Origin of the sequence: Fischerella sp. (assembly GCF_013388695.1) — a bacterium.
GTDB lineage: Bacteria > Cyanobacteriota > Cyanobacteriia > Cyanobacteriales > Nostocaceae > PCC9605.
The window spans coordinates 1-13,088 of the sequence record NZ_JACAEU010000128.1 but is presented as its reverse complement, the minus strand read 5'-3'; the positions used below and the strand labels follow the sequence as shown (position 1 = coordinate 13,088).

The window sequence follows — 13,088 nt, the reverse complement described above, 5'->3', positions numbered from 1 at the left end:
ACCACCAACCACCAACCACCAACCACCAACCACTAACCACTAACCACTAACCATCAACTAAATAATTATTAATTTTTTTCTATAGTTTTGACCAAAATCAAATTATGGCGTCAAACTGAAAGTTTAAAGCTACACAAACTCAGTTCCATCTTGGAAAAAGTAACTGTAGCTGCCAATCACCTATCCATAGTAAATTTTAATTTCAGGGGTCTACTCTTTTGGAGACACAAGCAGTGTTAAAGACTATTTTGGTAGCTCTGGACGCTTCAGGTATTGCAGAGCGAGTCATTGAGAGTTTAAACGACTTGGTACTGCCAAAAGATGGTAAACTCATCCTTTGTCATGTTTTTCCGCCTCCAGAGTCAGAAATGGAACTACCTGCTGATCGCCCTCACTCAGAGTCACTAGCACTTTCTTATCTACACATCGAAAAACAACTGCAAGCCTACCAAGCCCAGTTGCCTGTTGAAAGTGAAATTGAACTAGTCACCGGCGATCCAGCAGAAGAAATTATTCGCCTTGCTAATATTTATAAGGCTGATTTGATTGTGATTGGCAGTCGCGGACTAACTGGTATGAACCGAATTGTCCAAGGCTCAGTGAGTAGCCAAGTGGTAGAAGAAGCCCATTGTTCAGTAATGGTGGTGAAGCCAAGATAAAAAGTCATCAGCGTTGGATAATAATATCCGCTGAGGCTTGATTTCAATTAGTATGTATATTATCAGACTTATCGACTAACAGAAGTCAAAGCGTTGCAGGAAAACATCTCTGGCTGAGCTAGCAGATAAGTCTATTCTCATAGAGTGTATGGGCTGCGTTTGCCTGTATTTAGGTAATCATGCCGAAATCTAAAAAAACTTCTAATCAACAAATAAATCTCAGCGATCCGCAATATTATCTGAACCGTGAGTTAAGCTGGCTAGAGTTTAATAGCAGGGTACTGCATGAAGCGATAGACCCACGCACGCCTCTGCTCGAACGTCTCAAGTTTTTAGCCATCTTTAGTTCTAACCTAGATGAATTTTTCATGGTGCGTGTTGCAGTTTTAAAGCAACAGGTAGAAGCAAAAGTCAGTCGATTAAGTTTTGATGGTCGCACGCCGCAACAGCAGCTAGATGAGATTAGTTTTTTCCTACGTCCTCTGATAGCCCAACAACACCAACATTTTGAAGAAGTACTGCGACCACTTTTAGCAAATCATGGCATCCATATTTTGGATTACATAGATTTGACAGAAAAACAGCGGAAATATTTAGATAATTATTTTGAGGAGCAAATATTTCCTGTTATAACTCCCCTCGCTGTTGATCCCAGCCATCCTTTTCCCTACATTTCCAATCTCAGCTTAAATCTGGCAGTTGTAGTTAAAAACCCAGAAACAGAAGAAGAATTATTTGCCAGAGTCAAAGTCCCGACTGTTATACCAAGATTTTTGGCTTTACCACCAGAGTTGGGAATTCAGCACCAAGGTAAACCTGCCCTCTGGGCTGGTATACCTTTGGAACAGGCGATCGCCCATAATTTGGAGTCCCTATTTCCAGGGATGAACATTCAGGAATATCATCCCTTCCGGATTACTCGTGACGCCGACTTGGAATTAGAAGAAGATGAAGCCGACGATTTACTACTTTTAATTGAGCAGGAACTACGAAAACGGCGGGTTGGTGGTAATCCCGTCAGGATAGAAATTCAATCCCAAACTCCTGAAGTTATACGCAACCGACTGTTGCAAGATTTGGAATTATCAGAAAACGACATCTATGAAGTAGATGGTCTTTTAGGACTGCGCGACTTGATGTATTTTATGTCTGTGCCAGTGCCAGCAGAACTTAAAGACCCACCCTGGCAATCGGTCGTGCCTATCCGCTTACAACGCATTCGCGAACCAAATATAGGTTCGGAAATTCTAGAAATAGAGGAAGGAAAAGACTTTTTTGCTGTCATTCACGAACGGGATTTACTAGTTCACCATCCCTATCAATCTTTTTCGGCATCGGTAGTGCGTTTTATTACTAGTGCTGCCCATGACGCGAATGTCTTGGCAATTAAGATGACCCTTTATCGTACCTCCGGTGATTCACCAATAGTTAATGCTTTAATTGCTGCTGCTGAAAATGGCAAACAGGTATCTGTATTGGTGGAACTGAAGGCACGGTTTGATGAAGAGAATAATATTTACTGGGCAAGGCGTTTAGAAAGCGTCGGCGTTCATGTTGTTTACGGTCTGGTCGGTCTGAAAACCCACTGTAAACTCGTCATGGTCGTGCGGCGCGAACAAGACCGCATCCGTCGCTACGTACATATTGGTACTGGCAACTACAATCCGAAAACGGCACGACTTTATACCGACTTAGGATTATTTACCTGCCAAGAAGAACTAGGGGCAGATGTCACAGATGTATTCAACTTCTTGACGGGATACTCGCGACAAAAGTCTTATCGAAAGTTGTTGGTTGCGCCTGTGAATATGCGCGATCGCTTCGTTGGCTTAATCCAAAGAGAAATCGAAAATGCTCAAAATGGGCTTTCTGGTCGGATTGTTGCCAAAATGAATTCTCTAGTCGATCCGCAAATTATTTCTACACTATATAAAGCTTCTCGCGTTGGTGTACAAATCGACCTGATTGTGCGGGGTATTTGCTGTTTGCGTCCTGGGCTGAAAGACATCAGTGAAAATATTCGCGTGATTAGTATTGTCGGTCGCTTTTTAGAACACTCCCGAATTTTTTATTTTTATAACAATGGTCAGGAAGAAATTTTTATTGGTAGCGCGGATTGGATGCCCCGGAATTTAGATCGTCGGGTGGAAGTAATTACCCCAGTACAAGACCCAGATATTGCTAAAGACTTGCAAGAAATATTGGGAATTATGCTAGCAGATAACCGCCAAGCCTGGGAATTACAAGCAGATGGCAGCTATATTCAAAGGCGTCCTGGTGAAGATTGTCCAGAAGTTAGCTCACAAAAAACCCTGATGTCTATGGCTTTAAACTCGCCCGCGATCGCCTCAACTCTGATTAATTCAAAAAAGAACTCTGTCGATCTTGATAGCTAGCTAAAAAGCAGCTTCAAAGCAATTATCATAAATGCAAAAAATTTATTCAACCATAGGATAGAGTTTGTTCTGGTATTTGTTCCCATAAACTATAAAGGTTGTTGTAAATTGACCTTTAGTTTGCTTGGATGTTGATGTTGTCTTGTGAGTCTTCTACCTTGCGCGTTTTAGTGGTTGACGATCACGAACTAACGCGTTTAACCCTGCAATTAATTTTTTCCGCTCAGGAAGATATTCAAGTTGTAGGGTTAGCCAGTAATGGTCAAGAAGCCATAGAAATGGTAAAGCGTCACGAGCCTGACGTGATTGTTCTAGATTTGCAAATGCCAGTCATGGATGGCTGGAGTGCGTCTTCTGAGATTAAAGCTATTGCTCCTGAGACTCAGATTATTGCCTATTCCTCTATAGATGACCTGAAATTTCAAGAAGCAAAAGCAAGAGCTAGTTTAGACGCTTTTTGCAAAAAGGATGTACCGACTACAGAACTAGTTTCTTTAGTCAAGCAGTTGGGACAACGTATAGCTAATGGTTCAGTGAGAGGATAAATGACACAGCTAAGAGACTCGGCTAAGCCAAAAAAGATAGAACTTTGGGAACCTGGAAATTTGGAACTAATACAAAAGGCGTCGATAGAACCGAAAGTTAGCGGTTGCTACCGACGCCAGTATTTATTTTTGTAACTTAGTTAGGCTTACATTAGGGTTCCATTTCTGGAAAGGTGCGTCTATATTCATCTATTAACTCATCCATTTCTTCCAAAGCCTGATTTACGTCCACTCTCAAAGTTCCTAGATTTGGTTGCTCTAGTAAGTTAAGCAAGTACTCTCGTTTACTTTGAATTTGGGCAATTCGTTCTTTGATCATCTGTGGGTCCATTATCTTATTTCCGTCTGAAACTCTCCTCACATTTAAAGTTAACTCAAAAAAACCGAGACTTTCGTTATCCTCTTCCCTAATCTGTGAGCGATCGCCGATGATAATAAAACTGAGCTGCTAAGAATTACAACTTAAGATCATGTTTCGCCAAGTTTCTTTGGGAATGCTGGGTTTAACCATCGGCGGTATCTTAACCATCATCGGCATCGCCGCCTACGCTAACGATAATGCCACTCTCAATCTGATTGGATTTTTTTACGGGATTCCGCTAGTCCTAGGAGGACTGGCACTCAAAGCTAATGAACTCAAACCCGTACCCTTCAGCAAAGCCACTACGCCGCAAGTTTTGGCACTGCGGGAGCAGCAAGCCACTACGACTCAAAATAAAATTCGCAAAGACATCACCCGCTACAGCTATGGTCAAAACGCCCATTTCGAGCGGGCTTTATCTTACTTAAGTCTAAGTTCTTCAGACAATGAGTTACCAGTCCTCACAGGGTTAAGAGAAGAAGAAATCAACGAAAATTACGCCTTAATTTTAGAATTTGATTCGCCGCTGATACCAATTGACGTTTGGCAGCAAAAACAAGAAAAAATGACTAATTATTTTGGCCCTGGAGTGAAAGTTGAAGTCACACAACCAGGTGAAAATAAAATTGAACTGGCACTAATTACCACTTCAAAATAGTCATTGGTCATTAGTCATTAGTCATTGGTTGTTAGTTGAAAAAAGACAACTGACAACTAACTTTTAACAAAGGACAAAGGACTAATGACAAAAAATTTATTTTTCTAAGCGAACAGCGTACCACTGTAAATATTGTCCGCGACCCACATCTAATTCGCAGGTTGTGTCAAGCAAATATTTGGCTCTTTCTTCTACGGAATTAAATGACCGTAAATCAGGTGGTAAATTCTGAAAATCTATTTTTTGCAAAATTACCTGCAATTTTTCTAATAACTCTGATGCTGTCAGAAATTGTTCTGCTTGATTTGTTTCTAAAACAACAAAGTGGTCTTGCTGATACATTAATGGATCTGGCATAACAAATATTTGTTAGGTTTATTGACACTTATTTAATTATATGATTTGACCTACAATTCAGTAATTGTACTAAAAAATTAGCGTTTTTACCATACCAAAGCGTATAGTTTTTCACGCATTCTTTAAGTATTAAAGATTTATCATGTACTTGCCGCAGTGGGGCATTTTTTGATTCTGACTCAATTTGGTGTCCAAACTAACAGCGGAACTCAAGACTTTAGGTACACGATTGAAGTTTTTAAAAAAATAGCAATTGCTTGTTTGTAGTTGGGAAAGATAAATAGTACATTTCCCTACCTTGCTGGTGCGTGGTAGGACAAAAAAGATAAAACTGCCTTTGCTATCTACATGGGTTTATCTATGCAAACTATTTATCTACTACAAGCTTGGCTATACAAAATTAGGCATTCTAGAGTGCAACAGGAGCTAAAGCTGATACAGAATAGCTGCATCCTGCAACTTTCGGCATTAATGCAGGAGCATATTCACCTTCCTTGCTTTGCCACAATGCAGTGAAATCAGCATTTATACCGTTTTTAAAGGTTTTAATAGACCAGATTTTTATTTTCTGTGAAAAGCAACTCATGTCAGGCATAAGCCCATTTACTTCTATTTCCAACAAACCCCATCTGATTCTCGTAGCTGATGATGATACGACCATGCGACTACTGTTGCGTGAAGCGATGGAACAAGAAGGTTATCGAGTAGTTGAGGTCAGTAATGGTAAGGAATGTTTAGATGCTTATACCGCTGTCAAACCAGATTTAGTTTTGCTAGATGCCGTGATGCCTGTGATGGATGGTTTTACTTGTTGTCATGAATTGCTCCAGATTGCCAAGAAGAATTTGGTGCTAGCACTCGCATCCGTTGATAGCGGATCTTCTTTTGGCAATAATTTGATTTCCATCTTGTGGGATCGCACTCCTATATTGATGATTACGGGATTGGACGATCCTGATTCGGTAGATCGTGCTTTTGAGGCGGGAGCAAGCGATTTTGTTACCAAACCAATTCATTGGGCTGTATTGCGCCGACGAGTAAGACGGTTATTACAACAAGGGCAAGTATACAAACAGTTAGAAGCTGCTAACCATGCTTTGCAGCAACTTGCCAATGAAGATGGTTTGACTGGGTTGGCTAATCGCCGTTGCTTCGACCAACATTTAAATTCTCAGTGGTTGGAACTAGCTCAACAGCGATCGCCAATTTCACTGATTTTGTGCGATATTGATTTTTTTAAACTGTATAACGATAAATATGGTCATCCAGCAGGAGATGCCTGCTTGCAAAATGTGGCTGGTGTCTTAAAGCATACAGCTCAAAAAAATCTGGATTTAGTGGCACGTTACGGCGGTGAAGAATTTGCTGTAATTTTGCCATATACTCATGCTTCTGGTGCAGTTCATGTTGCAGCTGCAATGCAGGCTGGAGTTAGAGAATTAAAAATCGTTCATTCTGGCTCTGCCGTTAGTGAGTATATTACTCTCAGTTTAGGAATCGCCACTATTATTCCTAGTTTTGAGTCTTCACCATTAGCTTTGATTGAGGCAGCTGACAAGGCTCTGTATCAGGCTAAAGCAGAAGGGCGCGATCGCTTTATCATCAAACAGATTTAAAATTTTTAAGCTTTAAAATTCAAAAACTTAAAACCCTAATTTGACAAATTATTTAAATAACTAAAATTTTTTAATCGAATACAGCTAATAGGGTAGTGAGGATTGGGGATTGGGAATAGGTGAAAATTATGAATTATGAATACTGAATGCTAAATATTTCATAATTCATAATTCATAATTCATAATTTTTATGCCCTAGTCCCTAATCACTTCACTTGCTGTTGCCGTTACCACCATTACCACTGTTAGTAGTCAGGATGCGTTCAGCAAGTTTGTCGGGTACTTCTTGGAGATGGTCAAATTCCCAGTGGAAGGAACCAACACCGAGAGTTTGCGATCGCAATTCCACGATAAAGTTTTGCATCTCAGCTTGCGGTAAGTAAGCTGTGATACTATCCCAACCTTGCCAATCATGTATGGCTTCGTAACCCAAAATCTGCCCCCGTCTGCCAGTCACCAATTGCATAACTTTAGAGGTAAATTCACTGGGGGTAGTTACTTGCACCCGGATAATTGGTTCTAGGAGGGTGGGTTGACACTGCGGTATTCCCGTTTGCATTGCTAGGCGGGCAGCTTGCTTAAACGCTTGTTCGGAACTATCAACGCTGTGATAAGAACCATTGGTTAGCGTTACCGCCACATCCACTACTGGGAAACCCAAGGGGCCATGGGCGAGAAATTCCCGCACGCCCATTTCCACGCCAGGGATGTACTGTTTGGGAACCACGCCACCCACGATTGTTTCACTAAAGTTAAAGCCTTCGCCGCGGGCTAACGGTTTGATGTCGAGATAAACATCGCCAAACTGACCGTGACCGCCACTTTGATGCTTATAGCGCCCGTGAACCGATGAAGTTGGTTTGCGGATGGTTTCTTTATAAGGCACTTGTGGCAAGTGGGTTGTCATCGGCAGATTATATTTGCGGCGCAGACGGTCTAGGGCTACTTGCAAATGAATTTCGCCTTGACCCCAAAAGATAACTTCGTGGGTGTCGCCGTGTTGTTCCCAAGCAAGTGATGGATCTTCTTCTAGTAGCTTACTAAGAGCACCACTTAGCTTCACTTCATCGTTGCGCTTTTCGGGAGTAATAGCGAGGGCATAAACTGGTTCTAATTGTTCGGCTTTGGGTAATTCTATAGCCGACTGCTGATTAGTAGATAGTGTATCCCCAGTCTTTATACCCTCCATTCGGCTCAAAGCGACAATTTCTCCAGCGCCAGCTTGATTAATTTGCTGTAACTGTTGCCCCATCATCCGGTAAATACCACCAGTACGAATGCCGTTGAGGACTATACCATCACTTAATTTACCTTGCCAAACACGCACTAGGGAAAGTTTGCCACCTTGAGGAGTGTAGTAAGTTTTTAGCACCTGCGCCACGGTTGTGTCGCCTGTTTTAGTACCACGTAAGCGACGTTCAGCTGTGGTTTCTGGTTCAGGGGCTTCCCGTACCAAGGCTTCTAGTAGGGGTCTGACGCCATAATCTTGTTCAGCAACACCAAAGAATACTGGCACTACCAAATCTGCCCCTAATTCCATTTTCAAATCTTTGAGGATTTCCTCTTGGGGCGGTTCAATATCTTCTAAAAGTTCTTCTAGTAAGTGGTCGTCAAAATTTGCTAAGGCTTCGAGCATTTCTGCTCGGGCAATGTGTTCTTCTTCTTTCAGTTCTTCGGGAAACGGGACGGGGTCAGCAGGTGCGCCTGGATGATAATGATAAGCCTGTTCGGTAACTAAGTCGATAAAACCAATTAGCTGTTCCCCTCGCATGATCGGATATTGGTGCGCTACTAGGGGACGGCTAGAAACAGCTTTGAGAGCGTGCAGTGTCTCCAAGACGTGGATATTCGCCCGATCCATTTTGTTGACAAAGACAAGGTGAGGAATTTCCCAATCGTCGAGGAATTTAAACAGAGGGGCGAGAGTGAGGACGCGATCGTTGATGGGTTCGCAAACTACAATTGCTGCATCGACTCCGATCAGGGCATTGTAGGTTTCTTGAGCAAATTCTACACTTCCCGGACAGTCAATAAAAGTGAAGCGGGTGCCATTATACTCAGTACTAGCAGCACCCACTTCTACACTCATCTGGCGATCGCGCGCTTCTTGAGCGCTATCGCCCACAGTGTTACCATCCTTGACACTGCCCTTGCGGGAAATGGCTCCTGCCACAAATAACAAACTTTCTAGTAAAGTGGTTTTCCCACTTAAATAAGGACCGACAATTGCTACATTTCGCGAACCCGAGTTTACTTTTTCGTTCATAAAACCTTCCTTACGGTCTGGCACACTTAACCGCGTTATGTTTGAGTTATGAAGAGATCAAAACGGCTATTTAAGGAATTATCCCGTCTTTAATTTGACATTAACTCGCCTTTAACCAAGCAGCAAAAAATCGTATCCTGTTGTAAGATTTGGGTCATTAAAAGTTAAATTTTACAAATTTAGATTTATAAAATTAAAGATTAATAGATTGATTGCAACTGTAACCAAATATTTGTAAAGAAAACGTAACTAAAAGTGGAGTTATTGCTGAGATAGTTATTTACCATCAGACCAGCAGATTTTAAAACCTGGTTTCTCAGGTTTTATTTGTATAGCTGCAAATCAAAATTTTATAAGCAAACCCTACAATATTTACCAATCAACAACCGATGCGAACATCACTTTACAAAGACTATCTTCTCACGTCAGCAAGCTTAATCTTCCTAAGTGGAACGATTCTCATCCCCTCCCCTACTCTCTCCCTGGAGTTAAAACCCCAGTCCATCCCCTCTTCTCCTCCTGTCTTACTAGCACAAACTGATAATAAAAACGCTACAAACTATTTAAATCAAGGTTTACAGGCTGTTCAGGCAGGTAAAATACCAGATGCGATCGCTGCCTTTCGTCAAGCTGCTGAGTTAGATCCTAGCTTAGCCCCAGCTCACTACAATTTGGGGTTAGCACTGCGGCAAGCTGGACAATTACAACCAGCAGCCGATGCATTTTATCGAGCCACTCAAGCCGATCCCAAGTTTGCTCTGGCTTATGCCAATTTGGGTGGCGCATTGTTGGAAGGAAAGAATTTACAGCAGGCAAATGATTACTTACAAAGAGCGTTAGAACTCGATCCGAAACTGGGAGTTGCTCATTACAATTTGGGGTTAGTTAGAGAGCAGCAACAAAATTGGGATAAAGCGATCGCATCCTTTAAAAAAGCAATGGAATATAGTAAAAATGCTCCAGAACCAGCCTACCATCTGGGCGTGTGTTATCTCCAGCAAGGCAAAATAGATAAAGCCAAAGATGCCTTTCGCAAAGCAGTACAAATTAATCCTAAATATCCAGAAGCCTACTACAGTCTTGGTTCGATTTTATATAGTCAAAACAAGTTAAGAGATGCCTTAGAAGCTTTTAGAAAATCAGCCGAAGCTAACTCCAACTATCCCAATGCCTATTATGGTGCAGGGTTAGTTTTTATACAGCTTAATCAATATGGAGATGCGGCGCAGGTTTTGCAGTACGCCAGAGATTTATACAAAGCCCAGAATAATCCCGAGTGGACAAATAAAGCTGAACAATTGTTGCAACAAGCACAAAGAATGAATTAAGGATCGGGGATCTGGGATCGGGGATTGGGAATTGGGCATTGGGCATTGGGCATTGGGAATAGGTGAAAATTATGAATGCTGAAAATTTCATAATTCATAATTCATAATTCATAATTCATAATTTTTATGCCCCATGCCCCAGTCCCTAATCCCTAGTTCTGTCAAAATAAAAGTGTTGGGTGGACTGGCTGGTGTGTCAACAGTTGTCCCAATACAAATGGAAAAGTTCATGAGGAAGCGCCCCAAAAGCCAATTTTTGTTATGCGATCGCTGGTTTGACCGACATTGGATAGTCCGCCACATGGAGGCCTTCCAAGATTTGATTGTGATTGTTCTGTGTCTAAGTTTGTTCAGCGTCATGCTCTTGCAACTGCGGGGAATCTTTGTCGCCCTTACCCAGACACTGGACTATAAACATGTGACTGCCAAAATCTTATTCATCTTGATTTTGGTGGAACTATTTCGACTACTCATGATTTACTTGCAAGAACACAGCATTGCTGTGGGTGTAGCAGTTGAAATCACAATTGTATCTGTACTGCGAGAAGTCGTTGTTCACGGAGCACTGGATATTTCTTGGATTAAAGTCGCATCAATTTGTGGCTTATTGTTTGTTTTGGGTGCCTTGCTAATTGTCTGTGCCAAGACACCCCACATGGATTGTATGAGCGCAAACACAAAATTTTGCCCGATTGTGTACCTTGAGGGCAATCAAGAACAAAAAGAGCGTGAATTTGAGCATTCACGTCATCGCCAAGAAATTAGGTAAAAGGGACTGGGGACTGGTGATTAGGTGGGGGCATGGGGCAAGGAGCATAAAAATTATGAATTATGAATTATGAATTATGAATTATGAAATTTTCAGCATTCATAATTTTCACCTATTCCCAATGCCCAATCCCCGATTCCCAATCATCAGAAGGGTGTGTGAGCTGTAGCATAATGCACCCTCTTTAGTTGTATTCGTGCATACGCTTTTGGACAGATGAATACCTCTGTTAGAGCGAGTAGAAGTGAATATAGGAATTCTAAAGGAGGGTGAATCAATGACTCAAACTACAGAAAACAGACAGTCTCAAAATCCGATTAGCAACCTGGAGTATGACTTTCTCACCGTGTTGCACAATAAAGGCCAAGCTATCAAAGCTTACGACACATACATCCAAGACGCACAACAAGCAGGTTCTCAGCCTTGTGTAGAACTGTTCCAAAAGCTGCGCCAGTCTGATATTGAGCAAGCACAGGAAATCCGTCGCCATCTTCTGGAAGTAATGCAGAAAGGTAAGATGTAAAGTTGGTGATATAAAGCGATCGCTTTTTTTGCAAGAAGCAATAAAAGAGCGATCGCGATTTTTTAAATATTTATAGAGACCAGCACAAAACAAATAATATTCAATTTATACGATTAAAACTTATCGCTCAATTCTTTCAAATCATGATCCACCATTAACTCTACCATTTGTTCAAAGGAATACTGCGGTTTCCAACCAAGCTCTGCTTTAATCTTGTAAATACAGCCAACTAACTGCACAGGTTCATCAGGGCGGTAAAATGCAGGGTCAACAGACACATAATCATCCCAATTCAACCCCACGCAGTTAAAAGCACACTCGACTAACTCTCGCACCGAATGAGTTTCACCACTGGCAATAATATAGTCATCTGGTTTGTCTTGCTGCAACATTAACCACATCGCATATACTGCATCTTTGGCGTAGCACCAATCACGGCGTGCATCTAAATTACCGAGTTTTAATTCTTTGGCTAAACCGAGTTTAATCATTGCTACGCTGTGCGTAACCTTGCGAAATACAAACTCTGTACCACGACGAGGAGATTCGTGGGTATAGGTGATACCGCAGCAATTAAAAAGGTTGTACTTTTGGCGATAGTTGGCTGTCATCCAATGGGCGTAAGCTTTGGCCACACCGTAGGGATTACGGGGACGAAAAGCGGTGCGTTCTGTTTGAGGAGATTCGTCGGGTTGACCAAAAACTTCGCTACTGGAAGCCTGGTAAAATCTAGCATCTGGTTTACAGCGTCGAATCGCTTCTAGAAGGCGCGATACTCCTAAGGCTGTGTATTCGGCGGTAAGAGCTGGTTGTGTCCAGGAAAGGGGAACATAGCTTTGGGAAGCGAGATTGTAAACCTCATCCGGTTGGCACTCAGCCATCACATCCATGAGGGAAGATTGATCTAGTAGGTCGCCGGATACAATTTGGATCTGGTTAAAAAGATGACTTATGCGCTCTAGGTTGCTGGTGCTAGAACGACGGACTAAGCCATATATTTGGTAGCCTCTTTCTACAAGAAGTTCAGCCAGGTAGGAACCGTCTTGTCCTGTTAATCCAGTAATGAGGGCTTTTCTATTTGCCATGATTTTCTAACCAAATTTGTTGTGAGCAAATTATTATTTTGTAGCGCTTTTAACACTAAAAAAGCTGTAGTCTCTAACAAGTATGGCTTTAGACTTAGATATTTGGCATCCTCAAATACTACTCTCGGTTTTTACTTACTTTACGATTTAAAAAAATGTATTTAAATATCTTCATTTACTAAATATTACTTAAAATAAGTTAAGTCATTATGCTAGCATTAACACTTAATTAGAATTAAAATTTTGTATAAAAAACTCTAATTTTAGTAATTCAACAGTAATTATACTGTGTGACAGTTCAAGTGGAGAATGTAGGTTAGGCTACATCACTTTGGTCAAAATATATTGTTCGTAGTGTAGAAAAACCAAAGTTTACGCATAGATCCGACATTCCGCACCCTTAACCGTCACAATCGGTTTTTACTGTTTTTTAGAAGGAGATAAAGCTATTTCATATACTTTAACTCCTTGAATCAACTGAGAAAGAACGATTAAAAAGTATATTTTATAGCTGAAAAACAAGAA

13 protein-coding genes are annotated in these 13,088 nt (G+C 41.4%); 8 read left to right on the top strand and 5 right to left on the bottom strand.

The annotated features are described in order from the left end of the window. The first annotated feature begins 233 nt into the window (after nucleotides 1–233). The 3 genes from HXY43_RS17050 (at nucleotide 234) to HXY43_RS17040 (ending at nucleotide 3,600) form a co-directional block, all read left to right on the top strand. Nucleotides 234–659, top strand: coding sequence for a universal stress protein (locus tag HXY43_RS17050; protein ID WP_290885063.1), 426 nt, complete (start codon nucleotides 234–236; stop codon nucleotides 657–659). A gap of 179 nt (nucleotides 660–838) precedes the next feature. Next, the gene (gene ppk1 / locus HXY43_RS17045; protein WP_290885061.1) at nucleotides 839–3,055 is read left to right on the top strand and encodes a polyphosphate kinase 1; all 2,217 of its coding nucleotides are present in this window, start codon (nucleotides 839–841) and stop codon (nucleotides 3,053–3,055) included. A 128-nt stretch (nucleotides 3,056–3,183) separates the two neighbouring features. After that, nucleotides 3,184–3,600 (top strand): response regulator transcription factor, encoded by a 417-nt coding sequence (locus tag HXY43_RS17040; protein ID WP_026732938.1) that lies wholly within the window; start codon nucleotides 3,184–3,186, stop codon nucleotides 3,598–3,600. 151 nt (nucleotides 3,601–3,751) lie between these two features. Here HXY43_RS17040 and HXY43_RS17035 read toward each other — a convergent pair whose 3' ends face one another. Continuing rightward, nucleotides 3,752–3,931, bottom strand: a complete 180-nt coding sequence (locus HXY43_RS17035; protein ID WP_026732939.1) for a hypothetical protein — start codon at nucleotides 3,929–3,931, stop codon at nucleotides 3,752–3,754. A 139-nt stretch (nucleotides 3,932–4,070) separates the two neighbouring features. Between HXY43_RS17035 and HXY43_RS17030 the strand changes: the two genes are divergently transcribed. Continuing rightward, nucleotides 4,071–4,619: a DUF2854 domain-containing protein gene (locus HXY43_RS17030; RefSeq protein ID WP_290885058.1), complete on the top strand. Its 549-nt coding sequence runs from the start codon at nucleotides 4,071–4,073 to the stop codon at nucleotides 4,617–4,619. Between the two features lie 96 nt (nucleotides 4,620–4,715). Here HXY43_RS17030 and HXY43_RS17025 read toward each other — a convergent pair whose 3' ends face one another. Both HXY43_RS17025 and HXY43_RS17020 read right to left on the bottom strand, forming a co-directional pair. Beyond that, the gene (locus HXY43_RS17025) at nucleotides 4,716–4,976 is read right to left on the bottom strand and encodes a chlororespiratory reduction protein 7 (protein WP_026732941.1); all 261 of its coding nucleotides are present in this window, start codon (nucleotides 4,974–4,976) and stop codon (nucleotides 4,716–4,718) included. Nucleotides 4,977–5,385: 409 nt separating this feature from the next. Then, a complete protein-coding gene (locus HXY43_RS17020; protein ID WP_290885056.1) occupies nucleotides 5,386–5,571 on the bottom strand; it encodes a hypothetical protein in 186 nt (61 codons plus the stop codon). On the opposite strand from HXY43_RS17020, the gene HXY43_RS17015 reads away from it, so the two are divergent. Continuing rightward, a complete protein-coding gene (locus HXY43_RS17015) occupies nucleotides 5,561–6,592 on the top strand; it encodes a PleD family two-component system response regulator (RefSeq protein WP_290885054.1) in 1,032 nt (343 codons plus the stop codon). The genes HXY43_RS17020 and HXY43_RS17015 overlap by 11 nt on opposite strands. Before the next feature lie 211 nt (nucleotides 6,593–6,803). Here HXY43_RS17015 and HXY43_RS17010 read toward each other — a convergent pair whose 3' ends face one another. Then, the gene (locus HXY43_RS17010) at nucleotides 6,804–8,858 is read right to left on the bottom strand and encodes an elongation factor G (RefSeq protein WP_290885053.1); all 2,055 of its coding nucleotides are present in this window, start codon (nucleotides 8,856–8,858) and stop codon (nucleotides 6,804–6,806) included. Nucleotides 8,859–9,247: 389 nt separating this feature from the next. On the opposite strand from HXY43_RS17010, the gene HXY43_RS17005 reads away from it, so the two are divergent. From HXY43_RS17005 to HXY43_RS16995, 3 genes are all read left to right on the top strand, one after another. Beyond that, entirely contained in the window at nucleotides 9,248–10,186 is a 939-nt protein-coding gene (locus HXY43_RS17005) for a tetratricopeptide repeat protein (RefSeq protein ID WP_290885051.1), read from the top strand. Nucleotides 10,187–10,415: 229 nt separating this feature from the next. Beyond that, entirely contained in the window at nucleotides 10,416–10,955 is a 540-nt protein-coding gene (locus tag HXY43_RS17000) for a phosphate-starvation-inducible PsiE family protein (protein WP_290885049.1), read from the top strand. A gap of 277 nt (nucleotides 10,956–11,232) precedes the next feature. Beyond that, nucleotides 11,233–11,478 (top strand): hypothetical protein, encoded by a 246-nt coding sequence (locus HXY43_RS16995; RefSeq protein WP_290885047.1) that lies wholly within the window; start codon nucleotides 11,233–11,235, stop codon nucleotides 11,476–11,478. Between the two features lie 113 nt (nucleotides 11,479–11,591). On the opposite strand, the gene HXY43_RS16990 is transcribed toward HXY43_RS16995, so the two are convergent. Continuing rightward, complete coding sequence (locus tag HXY43_RS16990; protein ID WP_290885045.1) at nucleotides 11,592–12,563, bottom strand: GDP-mannose 4,6-dehydratase; 972 nt, start codon at nucleotides 12,561–12,563, stop codon at nucleotides 11,592–11,594. Nucleotides 12,564–13,088: the final 525 nt, after the last annotated feature.

Bases quoted from the DNA above. Each gene is read 5' to 3' on its own strand.
- ppk1 (WP_290885061.1), top strand. From the start codon at position 839: ATGCCGAAATCTAAAAAAACTTCTAATCAACAAATAAATCTCAGCGAT.
- HXY43_RS17040 (WP_026732938.1), top strand. From the start codon at position 3,184: ATGTTGATGTTGTCTTGTGAGTCTTCTACCTTGCGCGTTTTAGTGGTT.
- HXY43_RS17035 (WP_026732939.1), bottom strand. From the start codon at position 3,931: ATGGACCCACAGATGATCAAAGAACGAATTGCCCAAATTCAAAGTAAA.
- HXY43_RS17030 (WP_290885058.1), top strand. From the start codon at position 4,071: ATGTTTCGCCAAGTTTCTTTGGGAATGCTGGGTTTAACCATCGGCGGT.
- HXY43_RS17025 (WP_026732941.1), bottom strand. From the start codon at position 4,976: ATGCCAGATCCATTAATGTATCAGCAAGACCACTTTGTTGTTTTAGAA.
- HXY43_RS17015 (WP_290885054.1), top strand. From the start codon at position 5,561: ATGTCAGGCATAAGCCCATTTACTTCTATTTCCAACAAACCCCATCTG.
- HXY43_RS17020 (WP_290885056.1), bottom strand. From the start codon at position 5,571: ATGCCTGACATGAGTTGCTTTTCACAGAAAATAAAAATCTGGTCTATT.
- HXY43_RS17010 (WP_290885053.1), bottom strand. From the start codon at position 8,858: ATGAACGAAAAAGTAAACTCGGGTTCGCGAAATGTAGCAATTGTCGGT.
- HXY43_RS17005 (WP_290885051.1), top strand. From the start codon at position 9,248: ATGCGAACATCACTTTACAAAGACTATCTTCTCACGTCAGCAAGCTTA.
- HXY43_RS17000 (WP_290885049.1), top strand. From the start codon at position 10,416: ATGAGGAAGCGCCCCAAAAGCCAATTTTTGTTATGCGATCGCTGGTTT.
- HXY43_RS16995 (WP_290885047.1), top strand. From the start codon at position 11,233: ATGACTCAAACTACAGAAAACAGACAGTCTCAAAATCCGATTAGCAAC.
- HXY43_RS16990 (WP_290885045.1), bottom strand. From the start codon at position 12,563: ATGGCAAATAGAAAAGCCCTCATTACTGGATTAACAGGACAAGACGGT.